This window comes from Rhodospirillales bacterium (genome assembly GCA_016712595.1).
Classification (GTDB): domain Bacteria; phylum Pseudomonadota; class Alphaproteobacteria; order Rhodospirillales; family Defluviicoccaceae; genus Defluviicoccus.
This window is the reverse complement of record JADJQT010000001.1, coordinates 999,841-1,024,403: the sequence shown is the minus strand read 5'-3', so window position 1 is coordinate 1,024,403 and position 24,563 is coordinate 999,841. Positions and strand designations below refer to the sequence as shown.

The following is a 24,563-nucleotide window of genomic DNA, read 5'->3' as shown; positions in this document are numbered from 1 at the left end:
AGCGTCCTGTCAGGGACTGCTGAACACCCGCCGCCGGAGCGCGGTCGGTGGGCGGGGATGGCGACAGCAACGGCGCGAGACCCACCTCTTGCTCAGAACGGTTCAATGCGGATCATGCGCGGCGGCTCGGTCGAGGACGGCAGCGCCGCGATCTGTTCGAGCGAGCGGACCATCGCTGCCTCGACCGTTTCGTGCGTCGTCATCACCACCGGCACCGCCTCACCCGGCGCACGGGCGCGCTGCAGCACGGCCTCCATCGAGACGGAATTGTCGCGCAAAATGGACGTCACGTCGGCGAGCACGCCGGGTTGGTCGAGAACCATCAGCCGTACGTAGTAACAGCCGCGGTGCCGGCTCATCGACAGCTCCGGTAAGTCGCGTAGCGCCGTCACCGGCACGCCGAACGTTGCCGCGCGCCGTCCACAGGCGATATCGGCGATGTCGGCGACGACCGCGGATGCGGTCGGCCGCTCGCCGGCGCCGCGCCCTTCTTGAACGACGCGGTCGACGAAATCTCCGTCGGCGACAACGGCATTAAATACACCGTCGACCCGCGCCAGCGGCGCCGCCAGCGGCACCATGCACGGATGCACGCGCCGCTCCACGCCGCCGTCGGATAGCGAGGCGATGCCGAGAAGCTTGATCCGGTACCCGAGCTCCTCGGCGAACGCGATATCGACAGGTGAGATGTGACGGATCCCCTCGACGTGCACCGCCGCGAAGTCGAGGGTGCAGCCGAAGGCGACGGTGGCAAGGATCGCCAGCTTGTGAGCGGAATCGATTCCGTCGACATCAAAGCTGGGATTGGCTTCGGCATATCCGAGCGCCTGAGCTTCCGCCAGGACGGCCTCGAACTCGCGGCCGGACTCGCGCATCGTGGTCAAGATGTAGTTGCACGTGCCGTTTAGGATACCGAACACGCGGGTCCGCCGGTTGCCGGCGAGCCCCTCGCGCAACGATTTGATGATCGGAATGCCGCCGGCGACCGCCGCCTCGTAGGCGAGCGTCACTCCTTTCGCCTCGGCAGCCGCGGCAAGTTCCAGGCCGTGATGGGCAATCAGCGCCTTATTGGCGGTCACGACGTGGCGACCGTGAGCGATCGCCGTTTCACACACCTTTCGCGCCGCTCCCTCGGCACCACCGATGAGTTCGACGACGAGATCGGCGTCCGCCTCGGCGGCCATCGCGACGGCATCGTCAAACCAGGCATAGCCTTGGACAGAGAAGCCGCGATCGAGCCGGATACGATCGCTTACTGCGGTGATCACGATGCTGCGTCCGGATCGCTCCGCCAGGAGGCCTGCGTTCTCCTGCAGCAGCTTGACCGTACCACCACCGACGGTGCCGAGGCCGGCGACGGCGACCTTCAGTGGCCGGCGCTCCTGTGCGGATTGATCTTGCACTCCTCCCCCTACTCCGCCACGACCGAGCACTTTTCGGCCAGTTCGACGACGTTGTGATAGCGGCTGAGGAACGTCTTGATGTTGCGCAACGCCTGGCGCGTCCGGTGCCGGTTCTCAACCAGCGCAAACCGCACGAAGCCATCGCCGTGCTCGCCAAACCCAATCCCTGGCGCGACCGCCACCTTCGCCTCGCGCAGTAACAGCTTCGAGAATTCGAGCGAGCCCAAGTGCTGGAACGCGGCTGGCAACGGCGCCCAGGCGAACATGGTCGCCGCCGGCGACGGCACTTCCCAGCCAGCGGCGGCAAGGCCGCTGATCAGAACGTCGCGCCGAGCCTGATAGCGCTGGCGCATTTCGCCAACACACGTCTGCGAGCCGTTGAGCGCCGCTGTTGCCGCCACCTGCACCGGGGTAAACGCGCCATAGTCGAGATAGGACTTCACCCGAGCAAGCGCCGCGATCATCGGCGCGTTGCCACAGGCAAAGCCGATCCGCCAGCCAGGCATGGAGTACGTCTTGCTCATTGAGGTGAACTCGACGCAGATGTCCTTCGCTCCAGGCACCTGCAGGATTGAAGGCGGAGGGTTGCCATCGAAATAGATCTCGGCATAGGCGACGTCGGACATCACGTAAATTCCGGCATGCCTGCAGAAATCGACGACCTGCCCGTAGAAATCGAGAGTGGCGAGTTCGGCCGTCGGATTGTTCGGATAGTTCAGTACAATCGCGGTCGGCTTCGGCACACTGTGCTGCACGGCGCGTTCTAGCGCGGAGATAAAATCGGCATCGGCGCGCACCGGAATATTACGCACGGCGGCGCCGGCGATGATGAAGCCGAACTGATGGATTGGGTAACTCGGGTTCGGTACGAGGATGACGTCCCCAGGGCTCGAGATCGCCGAGGCAAGATTGGCGAGCCCCTCCTTGGAACCCAGCGTAACCACGACCTCGGTTTCCGGATCGACGGAAACGCCGAAGCGCCGCTCATAATAGCCGGACAGCGCCCGGCGCAGCCCCTTGATCCCGCGGGACTCCGAATAACGGTGGGTCCGTGGATCCTGCACCGTTTCCGTCAACTTGTCGACGATGTGAGGCGGTGTGGGGAAGTCCGGGTTGCCCATGCCAAAATCGATGATGTCCTCGCCAGCGGCTCGGGCGCGCGCCTTCATCGCGTTGACCGCGGCGAAGACGTACGGGGGAAGCCGTCTGATCTTGAAAAATTCCTGCGTCATCACGTCACCTGTCACAAACACCGGAATACCCGGAAACGCCCTTCACCCCTTCGGCGACCGCAGCCGCACACGATACTCGCCATCGTCAACGCGCCGCGGAACCGTATTCGTCGAAGACGGTGAATGACCCGCCATATTGACATCAAATTGCCGATCCAGCGTATCGACGTTATATACGCTCGACGAGCAGGATGGTCACGCCCGTCCGGCAGAGGCACCGAGAAGTTCCGCAGCGGCGATAACCACTGCGTTTTGCCGGCATCAACACCGGCGTCACAATAGGGAGTGCGGTATGGTCGATCAACACGGGACGCAACGGCCGTCCCGTAGGAACGACCTTGAAGCGTTGCAGGAATTGGCCGAGCGCAGTCAGTGCATCGTCAGGGACTGGCTTGCCGACCAAGGGTTTGACGCCGACCGGACGATGGGCGATTTGTTCGACGCCGCCGAGATGATGGTTTCCCTGACATCAACGGTGATGGCGATGCCGGCGTCGCTGGTCACGGCGCAGATGTCATTGTGGCAGGATTATTTCAGCCGCTGGCAGACTTCCGCGAATCGCCTGTTAGGCCCCTCGGGGTCTCCTGGGCATTCGGCGCTCGATGCGAACGTGCGCGACGCATGGCAGAATGTCGACATCTTCAGCTATTTGACCGAATCGTACGTCCTCGCGACGCGCTGCGTACACACGATGCTGCACAACAGTGGCACCGGCAGCGATGCGATCGTCCAGGCGGTCGACTTTCACACCCGCCGGTTCCTCGCCGCACTCTCCCCGGCTTCGTTCGCGCAGGCCAACCCTGAAGTGATCCGCGCGACAACGGAGAGCCAGGGCGAAAATCTTCTCGCCGGGTTGAAAAATTTGCTGAAGGGACTGGAAGCGGCGCAGATCCCGGCGGACGAACGCAGACTGCCGCACGAGGCATTCATCGTTGGCAAGACGGTCGCGACGACGCCAGGCAAGGTGATCTTCCGTAACGACGTCATGGAACTGATTCAGTACGCCCCGCGCACCGCCCAGGTGATGCACCGTCCATTGCTTTTCGTTCCGGCCTGGACTGGTAAGTTTTACGTCTTCGACCTGCGCGTACCGAACTCACTCGTGCGCTGGGCGGTGGAGCAGGGGCATACGGTATTCATGATCTCGTGGGTCAATCCCGGGGCATCCGATGCGCGGAAGACCTTCGAGGACTATGCCGTCGGCGGCCCGCTAGCGGCCCTCGATGCGATCGAGTGGGCGACGGGGGCCCGTGAGGTCAATGCCGTCGGCCATTGTCTTGGGGGAACGTTGCTCGCGGCGTCCCTCGCCTACCTCGCCGATGCCGGCGATGCACGGATCAGCAGCGGGACGTTTCTCGCCACGAGTCTCGATTTTTCCGCACCGAAAGTTTCGGGTTCCCGGGAGTCTGCCAATTCGGCGACCGAGCGCAGCACCATGGGGTCAAGTGTCGGGGAGTTCGGCGAATCGCCTCATGCGCAGCGGGAACAGGACCTGATCTGGTCCTTTGTGCTCAACAACTACCTGCTCGGAAATGACCCATTTCCGTCCGACCTGCTGTTCTGGAACCGCGACCAGCCGAGCCTGCCATTGAGCGTCCACCGCTTCTGTCTCGACGACCTCGGCCGCCGAAACAAACTGATGCAGCCGGGCGGGGTGTCGGTCGGCGGCCGTCCGATCGACCTGCGCAAGGTGCGCGCGCCCACGTATTTCCTCTCCACCCGTGAGGACCACATCGCCCCCTGGACATCGACCTACAAGGCCGCGCGGATCATGGGCGGTCCGCAGCGTTTTACCCTCGCCGCCTCCGGCCACATTTCGGGTGTCCTTAATCCTCCCGCGCCGCACCGCTATTGCTACTGGACGGCCGCGCGCCCATTGGACGACCCTGAGGCATGGCGCGCCGCCGCGCGGGCATTCGAGGGGTCCTGGTGGCGGGATTGGGAGACCTGGATCCGCGAACTGCCCTCGGGTAACGCCCAAGTATCCGCACGTGAGCCGGGTGAGCGGGACTTGCCGCCGCTGTCCGATGCTCCCGGACTCTACGTCACCGGAGCAGCGTGACGCGGCAAGTCCACACGGCTCCCGTCTGAATTATCCGCGCCGACGCCCTCGGCGATCCGCAGCAGTCGAAGCGCGGCCGAATGAGGATCGATGACCCGCTCGGCGGTGTTGTCGAGCAACCGGTCGAGTGACGAGCGGTACTGTCGCAACAGCCGATCACGGACAATGTCTTCCGCAGCCTTGAGAATCCGCATCTCGAGGATGCGGCGATGCCGCGCGGCAAGCTCGCCGCTCGAAAGCAGATGGCCGCGATGTCGATCGATCGCTTCGAGCAGCGCATCAATGCCCTCGCGCTTCTGCGCGCTGGTCGCGACGACGGGGACGTCCCAGCCGGAGTGGCGTTCGTGGCTGAGCGAGCCCAGCCGCAGCATCGCCCGCAGGTCGGCCACCGTCTCCGACGATTCCGCACGGTCGCACTTGCTGACGACGTGAACGTCGGCAATCTCAAGAACGCCGGCCTTGATCGCCTGGATCTCGTCACCGAGGCCCGGAGCCGACACGACAACCACGGTGTGTGCCGCCTGGACGATGTCGACCTCGTCCTGGCCGACGCCGACCGTCTCGATCAGCACGACCTCGAATCCGGCCGCGTCGAGAACGTCGACGACGTCGAGGGACGCGCGAGCGAGGCCGCCGAGAGCCCCCCGCGTCGCCATGCTGCGGATAAACACGCCGGGATCGCCGGCAAGATCGAGCATGCGAATGCGATCGCCGAGGATGGCGCCGCCGGAGAACGGGCTCGACGGATCGACGGCGACGATGCCGACCGTGCGACCGCTCGCGCGAATTTTCTGCGCCAGCGCGCGCACCATGGTCGATTTGCCACTTCCGGGCACTCCCGTCAGCCCGACGACGTGCGCTCGTCCGGTATGCCGGTGGACCTCGGCTATGGCGGCCTTACCGGCTGCGCCCGTTGATTCCGCCAGCGACATTAACCGGGAAACGCTCCGGCGCCGGCCGGCGCGGACCTCGGCGATCAACGCTGAATGGCTCGGGCGGGCGGATGCGGTCTCAGGGCCGTTCATCGACCGCCTCCTGCCGGCAAACCGGCGGCGACAGCATTGGCTGCGACGCTCTCGGCAGCGCCATCCCGGGCCGCGAGATAGTCGGCGGCAAGCGCAACGTACCGGGGAGCCAGCTTCGCGATCATCGTTCGATCCTGTTCGTTGAGGTCACGGATCTTCTTCGCGGGCGTGCCGGCCCAAAGCTCGCCGGTGCGGACGCGCTTTCCTGGCGTGACCAACGCCCCGGCCGCAACCATCGCACCGGCTTCGACGAGGCAGTCGTCCATAATCGTCGCCCGCATGCCGACAAAGGCACCGTCCTCGACCGTGCAGGCGTGGAGCAACGCCATGTGACCGACGGTAATGTCCGAGCCGAGAAACGTCCCCTGCCCATCCTTGGAAACATGCACCACCGTGCCGTCTTGGATATTGGTGCGCGCGCCGATGCGCACGATGTTGACATCACCGCGGACGACACAGCCGAACCAGATGCTGGATTGCACCCCGATCTCGACGTCGCCGATCACGCTGGCGCCCGGAGCGATGAACACCCGCTCCGCAAATCGTGGCAGCCGTCCGCGGTATGGCAGCAGTCTTCCGGTCAAACCAGCGTCTCCTCCTTCAGTCCTGCAGCCAGTATCGCAGGATCGCGCTCACCGCTTGCGGCCTCTCCATCGTCGACAGATGGCCACAGTCTTCGATGATGACGAGCTTCGCCCGGCGGATTTTTTCGGCCATTTCGATGCTGTCCGCAAGCGGCGTCAGTTCGTCCTGGCGACCGCCGATAACCACCGTCGGACACGAGACCAAAGACAGGTCGCGACGGCTATCCGGCCGATTCATCAACAGCCGCTGTTGGCGTAAAAAGGCGTCGCGGCCGACGCGTTCCGCCATGGCCATGATCTGCCCGGTCAACGCCCCGTCGTTAAGACGATCAGGGCAGATGAGTTTCGGCAGCAGCCGTGGCGTTACGCCCTTGAACTGTCCCGTCCGCGCCAGATCAATCAGTTCCTGGCGAAGCTTTATTTTTTCCGGAGGGTCGGAGCGCGCGGTCGTATTGATCAACGCCAGCCGCCTGACCCGGTCCGGCGCCTGACGCAGGATTTCGAAGGCAACATACCCGCCCATCGACAGCCCGGCGAGCGCGAACTCTTCCGGCGCGCGGTCGAGTACGGCGCGCGCCGCCTCTCCCGCGTGCTCGGAGTGGGCAAGATCCGCCACAAAGATGTCCGCAAGGTCGCCCAGCGTATCGGTCTGATGCTGCCACAGCGCCGCATCGCAGAGCAGACCGGGAAGCAGCATCAAGGGGATCTTGAGCATCTCCATTCCTTCTTCCACGCGCCGCCACTGGCTATTTGATCAGCGCGCTCAGTTCCTTGAACTCCGGCGTGCCCGCCTGAGTCAGCCACTCGAAGACAACCATCTCGGTGGAAACAATGCGTGCACCGGCGCTTCGCACCCTTGATATCGCTGTCGCATGGTTGCGGGGCGTTCGTGACGAGACGGCATCCTCAACAACGAATGTCTCGGTGCCGGCGGCAAGCAGATCCATGACGGTTTGCAGGACGCATACGTGCGCTTCTAGTCCGACGACGACCGCCTGCCGCCGACGCACATCAAGGAAGCGTTCGGCGAAGCGCTCGTCGCCGAGGCACGAAAACGTCATCTTTTCCACCGTTGCGCCCGCCGGAAGCCATTCGGCAACCTCGGGAACCGTCGTCCCCAATCCACGCGGATACTGCTCAGAGACAATGATCGGCACGCCGAGGCGACGCGCCGCTCTGATCAGAACGGCAACATTCGCGAGAACGTGTTCAACGGCGTTGACTTTCGGAGCGAGGCGCGCCTGAACATCGACAACGAGAAGGCACGAATCGGCGGCGGACATCATCATGCGCGAGGACCTTGCTTGCGACAGGAAAAGGTATGCTCACGAACAGGCTATGGCACGCCAAGACACGATGGATCAAAGCTTATCGGCGGAAAACGGCGGCGAACACATGCCGCTGATTTCCGCATGGCTCGATTCGTCGCGGCCGTTTCGCTTCGCATATCATCATCGTATATCGAGGCGAGCATTTCCCGCGAAGAAGAAATCTCTACACGATCCGTGCAACGATTGACTTGACAGCGCAATAACCTATCATCCGCCAGGCAAGCGAGCGGATGGACCGCCGTTGCGGCCGCGACTTTCATGTCGCGTTGGATTAAATCCGTATGCTCTTCTCCGACCTGCAACTCAGTGATTCGGTACTTCGTGCCGTCACCGACACGGGCTATGAAAAGCCGACACCGATCCAGGAGCAGGCGATTCCAGTCGTCCTGATGGGTCGTGATGTGCTTGGCTGCGCCCAGACCGGCACTGGCAAGACGGCCTCGTTCACCTTGCCGATGATCGACATTCTTTCCGCTGGCCGCGCCAAGGCACGGATGCCGCGCTCGCTGATCCTCGAGCCGACACGGGAACTCGCTGCCCAGGTCGCCGAGAATTTCGACATCTACGGAAAATATACGAAACTTTCCAAGGCGCTGATCATCGGCGGCGAGTCAATGGCCGACCAGATCAAGGTCCTGGAACGCGGGGCCGATGTGCTCATCGCCACGCCCGGTCGTCTGCTCGACGTGTTCGATCGCGGGCGCCTGCTGTTGAACGACGTCCGCGTTCTGGTGATCGACGAGGCGGACCGCATGCTCGATATGGGGTTCATTCCCGACGTTGAGCGCATTGCCATGCTCGTCTCGCGCATGCGTCAAACGCTGTTGTTCTCAGCGACCATGCCCCCGCCATTCGTCGGCTTGCCGATACCTTTTTGAACAATCCGAAAGAGATTTCTGTCGCGGCGCCATCGACGCCGGCAGAAACGGTCAAGCAGGGGATGATCGTCATCGGCCACGGTGGTCAGGGTGGACTGAAGGAAAAGCGTGCCGCTTTGCGTGGGCTGATCGATCGCGAGGACGTGCGCACGGCGCTGATCTTCTGCAATCGCAAACGCGAAGTCGGCGTTGTCCACCGTTCACTCGAGCGCCACGGCTATGACGCCGGTCTGTTACATGGAGACCTCGCTCAATCGCAACGCACCGAGGTGCTGGAGCGCTTCAAGCAAGGGGAGTTGCGTCTGCTCGTCTGTAGCGATGTTGCCGCGCGGGGACTCGACATTGAAGACATGAGTCACGTCTTCAACTTTGACGTGCCGAGCAATCCAGAGGATTATGTCCACCGTATCGGCCGTACCGGCCGCGCAGGGCGAAGCGGCATCGCCTATACCATCGCGGTGCCGGAGGACGGCAAATACGTCGCGTTGATTGAAAAGTTGATCGGCAAGGCCATCCCACGAATTAGCCTTGATGGCGTTGCTGAGGCCGCTTTGGAAGAGGCGACGGACCGCCGGGGCCGCAGGCGGAAAGTCACGGCGCCGCCGGTCCGTCCCCAGGCCGGGTCCGGCAAACGCACAGCGCCGCGCAGTGACGGCCCGGGACCACGCCCGGTTCAGCATCCGGCTCGCGGTGAACGGGCCATGCCAGCCACGGACCGCTCGACACCGGTGAAACCCGATCGCGCCGAGCACGCAGCCAACCGGCCCGCAACACTCGGGGCGGTTCCTGCCCGCCGCCCCCGCCCGGCACCGCGCCCGAACCGCGAACCAGACGCACCGGTCGTCGGTATGGGCGATCATGTACCGGCGTTCCTGCTGCGTGACGTGCCAATTCGTAAAAAGGCGTAAGGGAGTAACCCTGCATCTCGAGCCGCGCCGTCGATCGGCCTTAAGCGAGGTTCAGGGCGCGCGGCAGGCGAAGCCGGCTTCAACCGGGGTGAGAAGGGGGCAGACACCGAACGTCTCACCGGTCGCGATGGCCATCTTGCCGAACTTCTCGCATTCCTGCTGCGCAAGGGCCTTTGCCTTGCCGTCGCTCGTGCCGATGCCATTGTAGCAGATCGTCACCGCCGAGCGGTCGGTCGGCTCCTTGTTGAAGTTCGTATCGTTGCGATCAAACTCCTTCGCCTTATAGACATAGGCTTCTCTGCCGCCGCAAGCAGCCACCGCTCCCAAGCAGAGCGCGACGCCGATTCCAACGAGGTGTCGTGAATATCTCATACCGCGACTTGTAGACCGTGCCGTGCCCGACGACAACGGCAAGCCGCATACGTTGTGTTTGATCAGCCGTTGCACCATGATACCGACATCGGTCGAAAAAGAGGAAAGCCGATGACCCTTCCGCTTGTCGTCGGCATCAGCGGCGCGACTGGCGTTGTTTACGCTGTCGGGCTTCTGCGCGCGCTGCGACGGCTCGGCCGCCCGACACACCTCATCATCAGCGAAATGGCGGCGCGGACGATCGCCATCGAAACGGATCTCGCGCTCGACGATGTTCGAGGTCTGGCGGATGTCGTCCATAGCAATAAAGATCTCGGCGCCGCCGTGGCGAGCGGATCATTTCGCACCGCCGGAATGGTCATCGTGCCCTGTTCGGTGAAGACACTGTCCGGTATCGCCAATGGATATTCAGCGAATCTGCTAATCCGTGCGGCGGACGTCACGCTCAAGGAGCGCCGGCCGCTTGTCATCGTTTTTCGCGAAACGCCGCTGCATGCCGGTCACCTGCGCCTGATGCTGCAGGCGAGCGAAGCGGGCGCCATCATTCTGCCGCCGATGCCCGCCTTCTATCACCGCCCGAAGACACTTGATGACATTGTTTCACAGACGGTGGGACGGACGCTGGATCAGCTCGGCGTCGATCATGACCTGACAGCGCGCTGGGCGGGTGGCTGAAATCCGGCCGCACCGGGATCTCTGGCGCGGCCGGCCCGGCGTCTGTTCGAAACTATTGCAACTGGCGCCAGATAGCCGCGCGCGCGCGCGGACTGACACCGACGATAAACCCGGCTGCAGCGGCGGCGAGAACCAGGTGCGGTCCGTGGGAGCGGAGCCACGCGCCCGCCGCCTGACCGGCTTCATCACCCATCGCCGCGGCGATGGAGGCATCGGCAAACGCTGCGGATTGCGACCGAGCGCCGGCCGCCGAATACCTTCGGGAAGGCGGTCTTGACGCCAGCCGGCCAACCAACATCACCGTGACCGCGATGACGAGGACGATCACGCCGGTCAGCAAGGCGGCGAGCGGGGCGTCCACTTTCGTTTCCAGCCACAGATAGAGCGCCGCAATCAAAACGAGGACGCCAAAAAGCGCCAGGACCGCCGCTATCACCGCAGCGATCATCAGGATAGCCAGCCGCGATCCCGCCGCGCGCAGCGATGAGAGCGTCGGTATGCCCAATGGCACGGCCACGCTTACCGCCGTCCGAACAGAACACCCAAGAGCAGCCCAACGCCAAAGGCGGTCAGTACGCTGGTCAGCGGCCGATCTTCAATGGTGTGGGTCACGCTCTCAGCCGCGACCCCGGCGCGCTGGCGCGCTTTGTCCGTCCCCTCCCGGACACGGGCGTAGGCATCGGTGCCGACATCCGCGGCCAGTTCCTTAAGCGTCCGCCCCATCGAGGCGAAATCGGCGCGAAGCTTCTCCATTTCCGCCCGCACGGCTTCCATGTCCTTCGTTTTCGTATCGTCAAGAACACTCATCTCTTCGTCCCCTTCATCGACTTTGCCCCGTGATCGGCGTCGTTCCTGGCGAAACGGGAGCACGCGCTCGCCCATGCCGCGACATCCCCGCCCCTCTCACAGGCGATCGATGCCAAGAAGATGAACGCTGAACAAGCCCTGCGGGTCCGTCCATTCGGCGATCGAGCGGAAACCGGCTTCGTGCGCCACCGCACGGAATTCCGCGGGCGCATATTTATAGGAATTCTCCGTATGGATGCTTTCCCCCTCGGCGAAATGAAACCGCCGCCCGCATACGCTCACCGTCTGGGCTTGGACGCTGACAAGATGCATTTCAATGCGGCTTGCCGCCGCGTTGTAGAAGGCGTTGTGTTCGAACGCATCGAGCGCGAACGTACCACCGAGTTCGCGATTGATTCGCGCAAGAAGATTGAGATTAAACGCCGCAGTAAAACCCGAGCGATCATTGTAAGCGGCTTGCAAGATCGCGGAGTCCTTCTTGCGGTCTACGCCGATCAACAACCGGCCGTTCGAGCCAAGCTGCCGAGAAAAGCCGCGGAGAATGGTGATTGCCTCGTGCGGATGGAAATTTCCAATTGTCGAGCCGGGGAAGAAGCCGATGCGCGGCCCGCGCGGAAGATCGGTCGGCAGAGCGAACGATCGGGTAAAATCCGCGTGCAGGGGGAAGATCGGCAGCCGCAAATAATCACGCGCAAGGGCGCGCGCCGCATCGAGCAGGTGTTCATCCGAGATATCGATCGGGACGTAAGCCGCAGGCCGATAGAGCGCATCGAGCAACAGCCGCACCTTCAAACTGGCGCCGCTGCCAAACTCGACGAGAACCGCATCCCGGGGCAACATCGCGGCGATCGCAGTGATGTGCGCGCTCAGGATTGCTGTCTCGGTTATTGTAGGATAATATTCCTTAGTCGAACATATGCGTTCGAACAGCCGTGAGCCACGCGCATCATAAAAGAATTTCGGCGCGATATGCTTGCGTGGCGCCGACAAGCCAGCCCACACCGCCGAACGAAATTCCTCGTATGGGTCGTCTTGGGTAAAACAGGTCTCGCGGCGGGTTTGGCGGAGCATCATGCGTCCTCAGCCAGACGCAAACCGGAAAACTGCCAGCGCTGGTGCGGATAGAAGAAATTCCGATACGTGGCGCGAATATGACCATCCGGTGTAACGCATGACCCTCCTCGCAGCACGATCTGATTGCACATGAACTTGCCGTTGTATTCTCCAATCGCGCCGGATGGCGGCCTGTACCCGGGGTAGGCCGCATAGGCGCTGCAGGTCCATTCCCAGACGTCGCCGAACATCTGCCGTGGCAGTCCGTCGCTGCCATCGTCCGAGCCTGGCATCGGCCGCAACGTTCCGCTACCGAGGGTGTTCCCCGTCCGTGGAATGGCGCGCGCCGCGAATTCCCACTCGCCTTCGGTCGGCAGCCGCTTGCCTGCCCAGCGGGCGTACGCATCAGCCTCATAATAGCTGACATGGCAAACCGGCGCCCCCGGATCGAGCGCCTGCAGGCCGAAAAGCGACATCGCTTCCCATTTCCCACAGTCTTCACGCCGCCAATAGAGCGGAGCCGTCCATCCTTGCGCCGCGACGATCGCCCATCCGTCGGAAAGCCAAAGCTCCGCGCGTCGGTACCCTCCATCGTCGATGAAAGCTTGCCATTCGGCGTTGGTCACCGGGTGGCTCGCCAGCTTGAACGGGTGGATCAGAACCGGATGTGCGGGCCGCTCGTTGTCGAAGGCGAAGCCTTCGCCAAGGTGACCCAGTTCATAACACCCCCCTTCGAATGCGAACCATTCTTTGCGGTACGTCACCGCATGCTGCTCGCCCCGGATGGACCGCCTGTACGCGGGCGCAAGAGGATTGCACGAGAAAGCATGAAGTATGTCAGTAAGGATCAGTTCCTGATGCTGCTGTTCGTGCTGAATGCCGAGTTCGATGATGGCTTGGAGGGTTGCGTTCGGCTCATCGCCCAGACGCGCGAGAAGCGTCTCCATCGCGGCGTCGACGTGCTGGCGATACTGACCGACTTCGGCTGAGGAAGGCCGCGTGAGCAGCCCGCGCGCGGCGCGCGGGTGCCGAGCGCCGACGGCAACGTAATAGGAGTTGAATAAATACCCCCAACGCTCGTCAAACGGCCGGTAGCCGGTGAAGCCCGGCTTCAAGACGAAGGTTTCGAAAAACCACGTGGTATGTGCGCGGTGCCATTTCGTTGGGCTGGCATCGACCATCGACTGAACAGACTGATCCTCCGCCGACAACGGCTCAGCGAGATGCTCGGTCAGTGCACGCGTGCGGCGAAAGCGCGCATCAAGCAACTGATCCGCGCCGCCAGCGGCGTGTGGTTCATGCCGCGAAAAACTGTCTTCCGGCGGTTCGATTGCAGCGACGGGCATCGCGGCACTCCCCTCGGTCCTCGCGCTCGCGCGGCTTGGCTACGCCGGGCGGATCATGAACGAAGCGGCCGTTCTGCGGTTCCCTGCGACAACCGTCCACTCATTCGTCTTCCGTCGCCGCAGCGATTGAATTCCCGCCTATCGCGTTGCATCACCCCGATTCCAGGCGCGGAATCCTCTCCGGAACGAACGCCTTGCGCCTCACCGGTCGGTGCCGCTGGCACCATACACGAACACAACCAGGTGACAAATGGCAAACCCGTTCAGCGGGCACCATTCGCGCGTCAGGGAGGAAGGATCATGCAACAACCATCAGCTATCGTGCTGTGGCAAGGCGCCTGAGAGAAGTTCTTGGGTTAAGAGTGCTGACATGTATTCATAAAATCGAAGCACGCGCGCACATAATCAGCCATGGCTTGGAGTACTTGCCGCCATTTTCGCGCTATACATACGGATGTAAGATTAAGCATCGTGATTATTAGCAGAATAATATTGATTAATATGACGCGTGACTGGACGAATATTGCGGAAATCACGCGACAGATGTCATCCTGCCGACCGATCTCGATACATTTCGACTGGTCGCGTCCCGACGGCTCCACCGCGATATCCACCGATTGTTTCCGACTGTCGATCTCGCCATGCTCGACCGGCTCCACAATAAGTGGCAATCTTATGATTTTCTGTTGAGCGAGGGCTTGCCGACGCTGCGCACCCATCGGTCCAGGGGACGCGAGCAGGTCATGCGACGGTTCTGGCGTCAACCGGCTTTCCAATGATCGTCGAGCCTGTCGCGCTCGGCGGTGGCGAGAGGGACGTCGCGCTGCAGACGGCTATGATCCATTGCCATTCGCCTTCAAAGATTGCGAGTTCTTATTGCGCGGGTATCGCAAGTCGCGAAGCGGGCGCGTTTCGGTGGATGGGCGGCGGCCTCTCATCGCCGGACGCTAACTGCGGGCACAACAAAGGACCGGGCATCCCCAATGGTTGTCCCGGTGGTTGTCGAATGGGACTGGCTCGTTCTCGGTTCGGGTCGATGCGCGCAGGTGCCGGAATCGCGCTAAAATCACGGCCACTAAGAAGCGGTCGCAAGAGCATCGCCGCGCCGCCGTCGCCTGGGAGTGCCGTATGGATCCGATCCTCAATTCCGACCGGTTGCTGAACTGGTTTCTCGCCTTCCACGCCTTCCTACAGGCCCATATCATCACCGAAGCCAATCTCTTGCAAATGCCAGCGATCTTTCTGACGCTGTTCTCCGCGTGGCTGGTTGCGCACTTTCTCGATCCGTGGCTGCGGCATATCGCCGGCAAGGTTGCCGTCGACGAGTACCAAGAGACGTTCTACGTCGATCACATCGTCCCACTCTCGGTGCCCGCGCTATGGGCGGCGGCGCTGTGGTTCTCGACCGTCATCGCCGAACAGTTCGGTTGGCCGCGCAATCTGGTCACGATCGCGCTTGATCTGGCCTCCGCTTGGCTGCTGATCCGCTTCGCCTCGGCGCTCATTCCGAATGCCACCGTCGCCAAGGGCACCGCGATCGTCGGCTTGATGATCGCTACGCTCAACGTGCTGGGATTGCTCAGCCCGACCATCGTGCTGCTGCAAACGGTTTCGTTTTCGTTCGGCGGTGGCCGCATCTCGCTGCTCACGGTCGCGGAAACCCTCCTCACTCTTGGCCTCCTGCTGTGGATCGCAGGAATAATCGGGCGTTTTCTCGAACGGCGAATCGATGGGGTCTCAACCCTCACGCCGCGGTCGCGGGTGCTCTTCGGCAAACTGCTGCGAATCATCCTGATCGGCCTCGCCTTCCTCGTCGCCCTCGTCGCTACGGGAATCGACCTGACCGCACTTGCCGTGTTTACAGGCGCTGTTGGCGTTGGCATCGGGTTCGGTCTGCAGCGAACGGTCTCGAATCTCTTTGCCGGAATCGTCCTCTTGCTCGACAAGTCGATAAAACCGGGTGATATCCTCGAGGTTGGGGGAACTTTTGGCTGGGTCGCGTCGCTCGGAGCCCGTTACGTCGAAGTCGAAACCCGTGACGGTACGCAGTTCCTCATCCCCAACGAGGATATCATCACAAACCGCGTGTTCAACTGGACGCACCAGAACGACAACGTGCGCCTGAAGATTCGCGTTCGTGTCGCTTATGACACGGACGTCAAAAAGGCGCTCTCATTGATGCGCGAAGCCGCTGGACGCCCGGCCCGAGTGTTGAAGATGCCGGCACCCAACCCCCTCATCCTCGGTTTCGGAGAGAACGGCCTCGACCTTGAGTTGCGATTCTGGATTGCCGATGTGCGAAACGGAGTCCACAACATCTCAAGCGACGTGTTCCTTGAGATTCTTGACTTGTTCCGCGAGCACGAGGTCAAGATCCCCCTGCCGCAGCGCGACCTTTATCTGCGTTCGCTGCCGGAGTCCCCGCTCAGTCCTCATCCGTCGACCGAACCATCGCCGCAACCAATGGCCGTAGCCCACCCGGCCGCGGATGGGAAACACCGAAAAACCGGCGGGCTCTCATGAGCAAGGATAAAGGGTTTTCTAAACTAAAGACCCTCGCCCCATAAGCCGTTCGGCGGGTGCGAGGGTCTCGCTGCGGAGCATCTAAGCATCCGCGCCCGGAAAGTCCGAGCTTCAGCCTGGTCTTGATTGTACCCTGCCGGTGCCAAGGGGCCGGCAGCCTTACGTTGATCCGGTGGATTCATGCGTTCTAAGCACCCTCCCCTTGCTGTTCTTGACCCTTTTAATCTGGTCTTATTTGATACGCGTGTCAAGAAGCGCCACGCACGAAATCCCCGCCCCTCTCCCAGGGTTCAACGCCCCGCTGGACGCTGGCGATCGCGCTCGCGGAGCGTTTCATTCAACTGTTCACGTAGATATTCTGCCTTGCGATCGATCTCTTCGATCCGGCGATCGCGCACCTCGAGATCGTGCGTTACGCTCCGTTCGATACGGACTTCGAGCTGAGTGATCTGCGAGATCAGCTGATTGAGCTTGGTTTCAACGACGGCAACATTTTTTGACATCTCACCGAAGTCAGCAATCCGATCGGCCCGCCCTTTGTCGACAGCCTTCGAGGTGTCCTCGACCTTTTGCACCAATGCCGTGCCGCCGGCGATCGCAACCGCCAGGGCTGCCGACGCCACGGCACCGATAACGATTGCCGTGGTTTTATCGATGGCGATCCAGTTTCGGCTGTCCGGGTCTTCGCGGCGTCGCTCCTCGTATCGAAAGTAATCCGCACGCAAGGGTGGTCGCAGACCATCGCCTGCCTCGCCGCTTTGATCAGCCGTCATCGCACGTCTCCTGTTGACGGCGCGTTGGCAACGCCGGTTTCCCATCCGCCGTGCCGTCTGCGCCCCAGAGGGCTGTTGTCTCGGCGCCCCACCGCGCTGTCACGGAGCGTCCCTGCTCTGTCGGTTTGTTCACTGACGCAATTAGCAGACACCGTGTTCCTATTTTGCGCCACTACCAGCAGGAATTTCTGAATTATTGTTCATATGTTTTTGCTTGTTGCAATTTACGTACTCATCTGACTCTTGCGATACCATGCCTTCTACTTTAGATAACTTAGAAACAATCTCGTCAAGTTTTGCATCGACGCCGCGCATAATTATCCGCGCTTCCTGCACTTGCGTTATTCTTTCATTGCGGACGCTTACCAAGCGATCTTCCAACTGAGAAAGACTATGGAAGATAATTTCCCCAGCACCAACAATAGAAATAGATAAAAAAGCTGCCACAAAAGTGTAGCCTAGTATTCTATTTCTATTCATAGCCCCCCCTTTATAGATATCCGGCCTGGACGGGCGTCAATCGCTCATTGGCGCGCGATATGTTGTCTGTAATGCTTGCATATGAATGCTTTCCTTGGCCCATAAATGGCAAAACTGCGCCGAGAGTCGCACCGCCCATCCGGCATCGCGACTGGCGACCAACCCATTGGCCACAACCGCCATGCAGGTACGCACAAACCTTCAATGGCGGCTGGCGCCAGAGACATTTCCACTTTGGATCGCGCAGCCGATCCGCACGCTTTCACCGCCGACCTCTCGTCAAGGCAGCAAAAAAACAGGCTGTCGTTGAACCGACACAAATCCGACCGGTCTCGAATACGACGCCACGTTCACAACTTTTGCAGCGTTGCCCAGCCTTTCGATCGAGATGACACTCGTCGGAATTTTGCTGCTCCGTTCGATTGTTAACGACCAACACTTGCGACCAACCGAAGTCACTCAAATCGATCTCGCCTTGTCTTTCACAAGCTGCACTTGCCATCGATCATTGCGCAGTCCGCACGCTCGCCGTTCCCTCGGGCTCCATCGCTTTGCTATCTCCTTGGCGGCATGGTTGTTGAGCGCGTATGCCGCAATGACCACAATCGTGAAACAAGTAATAATACCTTTATACTGTCACTGATAAGGACTTTAGTCCTTTTTGTCAAGGCCCTTCGACTCCCCTCCGCGCCCGACCCACGCCTCCTGAAATCTCGGGATGAAACAAAATCATTCCACGCAACGCACCGTTGACGAAGCACCTCCCGGGACCGTATCGCTTTAGGCGCATGCCGTTCGTTAAGGATGAGAAGCGATGTCGTCACTGATCCGGGAATTTCGTGAGTTCGCAATCAGAGGAAACGTCGTCGACCTCGCCGTCGGGATCATTATCGGTGCCGCCTTTGGCAAGATTGTCACATCCCTCGTTGAGGATATGCTGATGCCGCCGATCGGCCTGCTCCTCGGCAAGGTCGACTTCAGTGATCTTTTTATTGATTTATCCGCCGGCGATTACGCCTCGCTTGCAGCAGCGAAAGCCGCGGGTGCGCCGGTCATCGCCTATGGAAATTTCCTAAACACGGTGATCAACTTCCTGATCGTCGCCTTCGCTGTCTTCATTCTCGTTAAGCAAATTAATCGCTTGAAACGTGACATTGGTCTTGTACAAGAAGCGTCTTCTCCGCCGCGCCAGGAAGTTTTACTCACTGAAATTCGCGATATACTCAAAGAGAGAAACACTCAATGATGCCAAATAATTCACGGAATTACTTTACTGAATCTGACGTAGATATCCTAAACAAGGAAACAGCATTTGACGGTTATTTTAGAGTTGATCGCTACACGCTTCGCCATCGCTTATACGATGGTGGATGGAGCAGCCCAATGCAAAGGGAGATCTTCGAGCGCGGTCATGCAGTGGCCGCCATTCTCTACGATCCCAACCGGGATCTGTTGGTGCTGATCGAACAATTTCGCCCCGGCGCCTTCGTTGCCGCGTCGGAAGCCCATGCCATGGGCGCATTCTCGCCCTGGCTGATCGAGATCGTCGCCGGCATCATCGATGAAGGAGAGACGCCGGAAGAGGTGGTCCGCCGCGAAGCGGTTGAAGAGGCTGGATGCTCAACCGGCGAGCTGGTGAAGATTGGAACGATCCTGACCAGTCCCGGCGGATCAAGCGAGAGCATCGTTCTTTTTTATGGCGAGGTTGACGCGCCGGGCAGTGGCGAGATCCATGGGCTTGACGCGGAGCATGAGGACATTCGAGTGCTTGTCACCTCCCCTGAAGACGTCTGGCAGTGGATGGACGCAGGGCGCATCGTCAACGGTCCGGCACTCGTCGGCCTTCAATGGTTCCGGTTGCGGCAGGACACCTTGCGCCGCCGTTCTACGTTGGTGGCGTAACGCTCCGTGAATGCTTCATTGGCGGCTCATCCGCATACTTGGCAATTCTAGTAGATTTTTAATCCTATCTAAAGGATATTAGTCATGATACGGTGCTCCACAAGCCTATCCCGGAGTGCCAATAATGACTGCAGCCGCAGGCCCGCAATCCGATCATTCCCCCCGCCGTCGAGTCGTGATGTTGCGAGCCATGCGCAATCATCCCGTCGTTGGTCTTTTGTTAAAAGTCGAAGCACTCATTGTCTTGTCCTTGGTCGTCTTTGCCTTCGCGCAGTGGCAACTTTACAATCGGCTGACATTCCCAGACTATCAAAAGTTATTTTGCGGCCAGTTTACAATCATCAACTATCGCTTGACGAACGTCCAGTCTGATTTTTTATTTCTCGCCGGGAACCCGGAATTGGCCCGCTACATCAACGAGCCGAGCGAGGCGAACCGTCATGCCCTGGAGACGCGTCTGGCCGCGTTTGTTACCCTCAAACGCCAATATGAGCAGGTAAGGATCATCGACCTGAATGGCGTGGAACAACTCAGAATCTCAAATCTTCCAACCGGCGCGGTCGTCCTCCCCCCATCTCAGTTTCAGAACAAATCAGATCGATATTACGTTGAGCAGGGGATGCTGCTCAAATCTACGGAAGTATTTGTATCGCAGCTTGATCTAAATATAGAATACAATGATGCAGAATATTCGCTTATACCGACGATCCGTTTCGTTTCTCCTCTGTTCACCACCAACGGGTCGCGCGTCGGTATGCTGGTCCTAAACTACAGCGCGCAAGACTTGCTTGATACATTGAGAGAGATACCCTCGCTTTCCGGTACATCACTGCTGCTGGACAAGCGTGGAAACTGGCTGATCGGCCCCGATTCACGTGAAGAATGGAACGCACTTCTGCCTGAACGAGGAGAAGCCGTCTTCGCGCAGCGCCACCCTGCCGTCTGGAACGAAATGAGCAAGGTTGCCGAAGGGCATGCCGTCGCCTTTGACGGCACATACTTCTTCACCACGCTTGCGTACCATCGGCATCGCTCACTGCACCCGGCAAGCTCGTTCTTGCTGCCCAGCGGGATCGCGTCCGATCCAGATGTGGAGGCATGGAAGCTGGTTCTCTTCCGCCCCCATGTGCGATTGGCGTCGCTATCGATGGTCGGCAACGTCGTTGCCTCCGGTGCGGTCATTATGGCAATCGCAGCATTTATCTGCTTCCTCGTCCATCGGGAACGGGACCGGCGGCGGACAGCCGAACAAGCGCTCGATTCGAGCCAAGCTGGCGCCCGGGCCGACGCGTCCCTGACGACCGCCGTTCTCGATTCTCTGCCGATCCCGATCTCGGTCAAGGACCCCCAAAGTCGGTACCTCGGCTGTAACGACGCCTACGCCACCCTTCTCGGACGGCATCGAAGTGAGATCCTTGGCCGCACGCCAAGCGAACTCGCCGGCTTACCCGAAGGCGCGGGCGCGGTTGAGCGTGATGCGTGGGTGCTCGGGCAAAAGACGCCTTACGTCTATTCCGCGGATATTGCCCGGGTCGATGGCACGCGGCGGCGCATGACGATCATTAAGTCGCCCTTCATCGAGCGCGACGTGGCGCTGACCGGCGTAATCACGGTCCTATGGAGTTCAGTCGCGCATCGGATGGAGACAACGGTACAGCAATACCGGGTCTTTCTCGAGCGCCTGCTCAATTTAATCGACCAGCCGATCTTCATTGAGGGCAGCGACGGACGCTTCGCCTTCCTCAATCGTGCCGCTTGCGCCGTGCTCGGACTGAAGCCCGAAGAAGCGACGGAAAAAAGCTTCTTCGACATCTTGACGCCCGACGCGGTCGCCGAGGCGCAAGTAAGACGGGAAATAATGTCTTTGGTGACACTTCCGCACATTGACGAAGCGGTGTTCATCACGGCAAACGGCGAGAAACGTCGCTTTTCGACGGTAAGAGTGTCCTTGGAGGACGCCGCCGGCGATCAGATCGTCGTCGGTGTGATGCACGAATTGGTCACGGGTGAGGACAGGGTCAGCGACGCGAATCGTTCTTGATCGGATGCCGCCCGGCCACTACCTTCGCGCGACTTCTCGGCTCGAAGGGCATGCGCCTACGCGATGGATATCCGTGATGGCTTCCTTGATAGCATCGGCAACACCCCTCTCGTCCGTTTGAGGCGCGCTTCGCAGGAGACCGGGTGTGAAATCCTCGGCAAGGCCGAGTTCCTCAACCCGGGCGGATCAGTCAAGGACCGGGCGGCGATGGCGATCGTTCGCGACGCCGAGGCAAATGGACTGTTGCGCCCCGGCGGAATCATCGTCGAAGGGACCGCTGGCAACACGGGGATCGGCCTGGCGCTCGTCGGCAACGCCTGCGGTTACCGGACAGTCATCGTCGTCCCCGAAACCCAGAGCCGGGAGAAGATCGATATGTTGCGCCTGTGCGGCGCAGACGTCCGTCTCGTTCCGGCCGTGCCCTATCGCGACGAGAACAACTATGTCAAGGTTTCGGGGCGAATCGCCGAACAGCTGGCGAGGAGTGAGCCGGCGGGCGCAATCTGGGCCAACCAATTCGACAATGTCGCCAACCGCCGCGGACATTACGAGACCACCGGCCCGGAAATCTGGCGGCAGACCGACGGCCGGATTGACGCATTCGTCAGCGCCGTCGGCACCGGCGGTACGCTTGCCGGCGTCGGAATGTTTCTTAAGGAGCGCAATCCCGATATCGTCATCGGTCTCGCCGATCCCTTTGGCGCCGCGCTCTACAGCTATTATACGATGGGCGAGCTCAAGGCCGAGGGTGAATCGATCACCGAAGGCATCGGCCAGGGGCGGATCACTGCCAATCTCGACGGTGCACCGATCGACCGAGCCTATCGGATTGCCGACGCTGACGCACTGCCGATCATCTTCGATCTGCTAAAATTTGAAGGGCTGTGCCTCGGCAGTTCGTCCGCGATCAACGTGGCCGGCGCTATTCGCCTCGCCCGGGAAATCGGACCCGGCCACGTCATCGTCACCCTTTTGTGCGATTCCGGTACGCGCTATCAAAGCAAGCTCTACAATCCGGAATTCCTGCGCGCCAAGGGCCTGCCCGTTCCGGACTGGCTGGAGTAGCCCCGATTGCCCAACAGTTTCACCAATCCGAATTCGCTGTGCACGATCGATGAACTGGAGAAATTGCTCTACGCACCGTGCGTTCGCATCCTCGACGGTAGCTTCTTTCTGCCGAATTCCGGCCGAAATCCCCATGACGGTTACGTCCAGGCGCACATCCCGGGCGCCCGCTTTTTCGATATTGACCAAATCTGCGACTTAACCAACCCCTTGCCGCATATGCTGCCCACGGCAGAGGCCTTCGCCACAGCCGTGGGCGCGCTCGGCATCGGTAACGCCGACCGCGTCATTGTCTACGACCAGCCGGGATCGTTTGCGGCTGCCCGCGTCTGGTGGACATTTCAGGTCTTCGGTCACGCGAATGTAGCCGTGGTTGACGGCGGTCTTCCTGCATGGATCGCCGCCGGCCTGCCGGTATCCGATACCTGCCTCGCGATCGAGCCCGTCGAATACACGGCGTGTTTCGATGGATCGAAGGTCAGGGGCCGCGCGGACGTCCTCGCCGCGATAAGCAATCCGTCGCTGCAGATCGTCGATAACCGGCCGGCCAGCCGCTATGCGGGTCGCGACCCGGAGCCGCGCCCGACCACGCGACGCGGTCATGTGCCGGGAAGCCACAGCCTTCCCTTTGGCGAATTCCTCGATGCCGGGCGCCATGGTGCATGGCGCCCGAAAAGCGAACTCACCGCAGCTTTTGCTCGCGCCGGCATCGATCCGTCCCGGCCCATGATCGCCTACTGTGGCTCTGGCGTGTCCGCCTGCACGACCGCGTTCGCCGCGCACCTCCTGGGATTTGATACCGTCTCCGTTTACGACGGGTCCTGGTCGGAGTGGGGTAACAGCGACGCCGCGCCGGTCGAACAATGAGCGCGGCGAAAACGGACGACCGCCTTCAAACACTTCTCGCCCACACCGGGCGTGATCCACTGCTCAATCATGGCGTAGTCAACCCACCGGTCTACCACGCGTCGACAATTGTTTTTCCGACGCTGGCAGCGCTTGAGGAAGCGGAGCGCACCCCCTTTGAAGGGACACGCTACGGGCGACGCGGCACGCCCACGACCTTTGCACTGGAACAGGCGATGGCGGCGCTCCTCGGGGGGTATCGCAGCATTGCGGTTCCGTCCGGATTGGCGGCCATCACCGCGAGCCTGCTCGCCTTCCTTGGCACCGGCGATCACCTGCTCATGGTAGATAGCGTCTACGGGCCGGTGCGGGGATTTTGCGAGCGCATGCTGCGCGGGCTTGGTATCGAGACCACGTATTATGACCCAATGGCGGACCCGGCGCCGCTCATCCGCGACAACACGAAGGTTGTTTATCTCGAAAGTCCCGGCTCGCTTACGTTCGAGGTTCAGGACGTGCCTCGGGCAACCGCGGCCGCGCGAGCAGCTGGCGCGATCTCCATCATCGACGATACCTGGAGCGCGGGGTTCCTGTTCAATCCGTTCCGCCACGGCGTCGACGTTTCGGTGCAGGCGGCAACGAAGTATATCGTTGGCCATTCCGATGCCATGCTCGGCGTCATCACCACGAGCGAAGACGCGTTCCTGCGCGTCAAGCGGTCGGTCTCGACACTCGGGTTCAGCGCCGCTCCGGATGACTGCTATCTCGCCTTGCGCGGGCTGCGAACGCTGGCAGTCCGTCTGGCCCGGCACGAGACGTCGGCGCTCACCATCGCCCGCTGGCTCGAAGGCCATGCCGATGTGGCACGGGTCATTCATCCGGCGCTCGAGTCCTGCCCCGGCCACGATGTGTGGAAGCGCGATTTTGCCGGCGCCAATGGCCTGCTCTCCGTCGTGCTAAACGACGCGCCGAAATCAGCGCTGGCGGCAATGCTGGACGGCATGCGGTTGTTCAAGATGGGCTATAGCTGGGGCGGGTATGAAAGCCTCATCGTCCCGTTCGATCCTCGTCCCTCCCGCACCGCCGCCCCATGGCCGCACAACGCCCCCTGCTTGCGTCTCCACTGCGGCTTGGAGGACGAGAACGACCTCCTCGCCGACATCGACGACGGCCTCGCCCGCCTAAACGCGCATCGTTAGTCTTCCCGCGCTACCAAGATCATCAAAAAACGTCGACGAAATCATCCCGTCCATGCGC

The 24,563-nt window shown here is 61.1% G+C and carries 22 protein-coding genes and 1 pseudogene; 10 read left to right on the top strand and 13 right to left on the bottom strand.

Features of this window, described 5'->3' with window-relative positions:
* Positions 1-92: 92 nt before the first annotated feature.
* Complete coding sequence (locus tag IPK66_04710) at positions 93-1,403, bottom strand: homoserine dehydrogenase (GenBank protein ID MBK8174594.1); 1,311 nt, start codon at positions 1,401-1,403, stop codon at positions 93-95.
* A gap of 8 nt (positions 1,404-1,411) precedes the next feature.
* Complete coding sequence (locus tag IPK66_04705; GenBank protein MBK8174593.1) at positions 1,412-2,635, bottom strand: LL-diaminopimelate aminotransferase; 1,224 nt, start codon at positions 2,633-2,635, stop codon at positions 1,412-1,414.
* Positions 2,636-2,927: 292 nt separating this feature from the next.
* Here IPK66_04705 and IPK66_04700 point away from each other — a divergent pair, with 292 nt between their 5' ends.
* On the top strand, positions 2,928-4,697 hold the full coding sequence (locus IPK66_04700) for an alpha/beta fold hydrolase (GenBank protein ID MBK8174592.1): 1,770 nt from the start codon (positions 2,928-2,930) through the stop codon (positions 4,695-4,697).
* Here the strand turns inward: IPK66_04700 and meaB are convergent.
* From meaB to IPK66_04680, 4 genes are read right to left on the bottom strand one after another with little or no spacing between them, the layout of a single operon-like run.
* A complete protein-coding gene (gene meaB, locus IPK66_04695) occupies positions 4,676-5,722 on the bottom strand; it encodes a methylmalonyl Co-A mutase-associated GTPase MeaB (protein ID MBK8174591.1) in 1,047 nt (348 codons plus the stop codon). The genes IPK66_04700 and meaB overlap by 22 nt on opposite strands.
* Complete coding sequence (locus tag IPK66_04690) at positions 5,719-6,306, bottom strand: gamma carbonic anhydrase family protein (protein ID MBK8174590.1); 588 nt, start codon at positions 6,304-6,306, stop codon at positions 5,719-5,721. The genes meaB and IPK66_04690 overlap by 4 nt, the downstream gene beginning before the upstream one ends.
* Positions 6,307-6,322: 16 nt before the next feature.
* Positions 6,323-7,027, bottom strand: coding sequence for an alpha/beta hydrolase (locus IPK66_04685; GenBank protein ID MBK8174589.1), 705 nt, complete (start codon positions 7,025-7,027; stop codon positions 6,323-6,325).
* Positions 7,028-7,052: 25 nt separating this feature from the next.
* Complete coding sequence (locus IPK66_04680; protein ID MBK8174588.1) at positions 7,053-7,595, bottom strand: hydrolase; 543 nt, start codon at positions 7,593-7,595, stop codon at positions 7,053-7,055.
* Positions 7,596-7,918: 323 nt separating this feature from the next.
* Here IPK66_04680 and IPK66_04675 point away from each other — a divergent pair.
* A pseudogene (locus IPK66_04675) lies at positions 7,919-9,423 on the top strand (DEAD/DEAH box helicase).
* Positions 9,424-9,474: 51 nt separating this feature from the next.
* Here the strand turns inward: IPK66_04675 and IPK66_04670 are convergent.
* A complete protein-coding gene (locus tag IPK66_04670) occupies positions 9,475-9,795 on the bottom strand; it encodes a hypothetical protein (protein ID MBK8174587.1) in 321 nt (106 codons plus the stop codon).
* A gap of 111 nt (positions 9,796-9,906) precedes the next feature.
* Between IPK66_04670 and IPK66_04665 the strand changes: the two genes are divergently transcribed.
* A complete protein-coding gene (locus tag IPK66_04665; GenBank protein MBK8174586.1) occupies positions 9,907-10,470 on the top strand; it encodes a UbiX family flavin prenyltransferase in 564 nt (187 codons plus the stop codon).
* A gap of 52 nt (positions 10,471-10,522) precedes the next feature.
* On the opposite strand, the gene IPK66_04660 is transcribed toward IPK66_04665, so the two are convergent.
* From IPK66_04660 to IPK66_04645, 4 genes are read right to left on the bottom strand one after another with little or no spacing between them, the layout of a single operon-like run.
* Positions 10,523-10,987, bottom strand: a complete 465-nt coding sequence (locus IPK66_04660; protein ID MBK8174585.1) for a phage holin family protein — start codon at positions 10,985-10,987, stop codon at positions 10,523-10,525.
* 2 nt (positions 10,988-10,989) lie between these two features.
* Complete coding sequence (locus IPK66_04655; GenBank protein ID MBK8174584.1) at positions 10,990-11,352, bottom strand: DUF883 family protein; 363 nt, start codon at positions 11,350-11,352, stop codon at positions 10,990-10,992.
* A gap of 21 nt (positions 11,353-11,373) precedes the next feature.
* Positions 11,374-12,348: an L-histidine N(alpha)-methyltransferase gene (gene egtD / locus IPK66_04650; protein MBK8174583.1), complete on the bottom strand. Its 975-nt coding sequence runs from the start codon at positions 12,346-12,348 to the stop codon at positions 11,374-11,376.
* Positions 12,348-13,676, bottom strand: coding sequence for an ergothioneine biosynthesis protein EgtB (locus IPK66_04645; GenBank protein MBK8174582.1), 1,329 nt, complete (start codon positions 13,674-13,676; stop codon positions 12,348-12,350). Before IPK66_04645 ends, egtD begins: the two co-directional genes overlap by 1 nt.
* Positions 13,677-14,804: 1,128 nt before the next feature.
* Between IPK66_04645 and IPK66_04640 the strand changes: the two genes are divergently transcribed.
* The gene (locus IPK66_04640) at positions 14,805-16,199 is read left to right on the top strand and encodes a mechanosensitive ion channel (protein ID MBK8174581.1); all 1,395 of its coding nucleotides are present in this window, start codon (positions 14,805-14,807) and stop codon (positions 16,197-16,199) included.
* A gap of 290 nt (positions 16,200-16,489) precedes the next feature.
* Here the strand turns inward: IPK66_04640 and IPK66_04635 are convergent, their stop codons facing one another.
* Together IPK66_04635 and IPK66_04630 are read right to left on the bottom strand one after the other, a co-directional pair.
* Complete coding sequence (locus IPK66_04635; protein MBK8174580.1) at positions 16,490-16,972, bottom strand: hypothetical protein; 483 nt, start codon at positions 16,970-16,972, stop codon at positions 16,490-16,492.
* Between the two features lie 159 nt (positions 16,973-17,131).
* Positions 17,132-17,452 carry a hypothetical protein gene (locus tag IPK66_04630; GenBank protein MBK8174579.1) on the bottom strand — a complete coding sequence of 107 codons (321 nt, stop codon included), beginning with the start codon at positions 17,450-17,452 and terminating at the stop codon, positions 17,132-17,134.
* An 823-nt stretch (positions 17,453-18,275) separates the two neighbouring features.
* Between IPK66_04630 and mscL the strand changes: the two genes are divergently transcribed.
* The 6 genes from mscL to metC all read left to right on the top strand — a co-directional run bounded on the left by mscL (position 18,276) and on the right by metC (position 24,505).
* Positions 18,276-18,698, top strand: a complete 423-nt coding sequence (gene mscL, locus IPK66_04625; GenBank protein ID MBK8174578.1) for a large conductance mechanosensitive channel protein MscL — start codon at positions 18,276-18,278, stop codon at positions 18,696-18,698.
* Entirely contained in the window at positions 18,695-19,354 is a 660-nt protein-coding gene (locus IPK66_04620; protein ID MBK8174577.1) for an NUDIX domain-containing protein, read from the top strand. Before mscL ends, IPK66_04620 begins: the two co-directional genes overlap by 4 nt.
* A 124-nt stretch (positions 19,355-19,478) precedes the next feature.
* Positions 19,479-21,395, top strand: a complete 1,917-nt coding sequence (locus IPK66_04615; GenBank protein MBK8174576.1) for a PAS domain-containing protein — start codon at positions 19,479-19,481, stop codon at positions 21,393-21,395.
* A 63-nt stretch (positions 21,396-21,458) separates the two neighbouring features.
* Positions 21,459-22,460: a cysteine synthase A gene (locus IPK66_04610; protein ID MBK8174575.1), complete on the top strand. Its 1,002-nt coding sequence runs from the start codon at positions 21,459-21,461 to the stop codon at positions 22,458-22,460.
* Positions 22,461-22,466: 6 nt separating this feature from the next.
* Entirely contained in the window at positions 22,467-23,327 is an 861-nt protein-coding gene (locus IPK66_04605) for a sulfurtransferase (GenBank protein MBK8174574.1), read from the top strand.
* Complete coding sequence (metC, locus tag IPK66_04600; GenBank protein ID MBK8174573.1) at positions 23,324-24,505, top strand: cystathionine beta-lyase; 1,182 nt, start codon at positions 23,324-23,326, stop codon at positions 24,503-24,505. Before IPK66_04605 ends, metC begins: the two co-directional genes overlap by 4 nt.
* Positions 24,506-24,563: the final 58 nt, after the last annotated feature.

Coding starts and splice junctions, on each gene's coding strand:
- IPK66_04705 (MBK8174593.1), bottom strand. CDS start 2,635: ATGACGCAGGAATTTTTCAAGATCAGACGGCTTCCCCCGTACGTCTTC.
- IPK66_04700 (MBK8174592.1), top strand. CDS start 2,928: ATGGTCGATCAACACGGGACGCAACGGCCGTCCCGTAGGAACGACCTT.
- meaB (MBK8174591.1), bottom strand. CDS start 5,722: ATGAACGGCCCTGAGACCGCATCCGCCCGCCCGAGCCATTCAGCGTTG.
- IPK66_04685 (MBK8174589.1), bottom strand. CDS start 7,027: ATGGAGATGCTCAAGATCCCCTTGATGCTGCTTCCCGGTCTGCTCTGC.
- IPK66_04680 (MBK8174588.1), bottom strand. CDS start 7,595: ATGATGATGTCCGCCGCCGATTCGTGCCTTCTCGTTGTCGATGTTCAG.
- IPK66_04670 (MBK8174587.1), bottom strand. CDS start 9,795: ATGAGATATTCACGACACCTCGTTGGAATCGGCGTCGCGCTCTGCTTG.
- IPK66_04665 (MBK8174586.1), top strand. CDS start 9,907: ATGACCCTTCCGCTTGTCGTCGGCATCAGCGGCGCGACTGGCGTTGTT.
- IPK66_04655 (MBK8174584.1), bottom strand. CDS start 11,352: ATGGGCGAGCGCGTGCTCCCGTTTCGCCAGGAACGACGCCGATCACGG.
- egtD (MBK8174583.1), bottom strand. CDS start 12,348: ATGCTCCGCCAAACCCGCCGCGAGACCTGTTTTACCCAAGACGACCCA.
- IPK66_04645 (MBK8174582.1), bottom strand. CDS start 13,676: ATGCCCGTCGCTGCAATCGAACCGCCGGAAGACAGTTTTTCGCGGCAT.
- IPK66_04640 (MBK8174581.1), top strand. CDS start 14,805: ATGGATCCGATCCTCAATTCCGACCGGTTGCTGAACTGGTTTCTCGCC.
- IPK66_04635 (MBK8174580.1), bottom strand. CDS start 16,972: ATGACGGCTGATCAAAGCGGCGAGGCAGGCGATGGTCTGCGACCACCC.
- IPK66_04630 (MBK8174579.1), bottom strand. CDS start 17,452: ATGAATAGAAATAGAATACTAGGCTACACTTTTGTGGCAGCTTTTTTA.
- IPK66_04620 (MBK8174577.1), top strand. CDS start 18,695: ATGATGCCAAATAATTCACGGAATTACTTTACTGAATCTGACGTAGAT.
- IPK66_04615 (MBK8174576.1), top strand. CDS start 19,479: ATGACTGCAGCCGCAGGCCCGCAATCCGATCATTCCCCCCGCCGTCGA.
- IPK66_04610 (MBK8174575.1), top strand. CDS start 21,459: ATGGATATCCGTGATGGCTTCCTTGATAGCATCGGCAACACCCCTCTC.
- metC (MBK8174573.1), top strand. CDS start 23,324: ATGAGCGCGGCGAAAACGGACGACCGCCTTCAAACACTTCTCGCCCAC.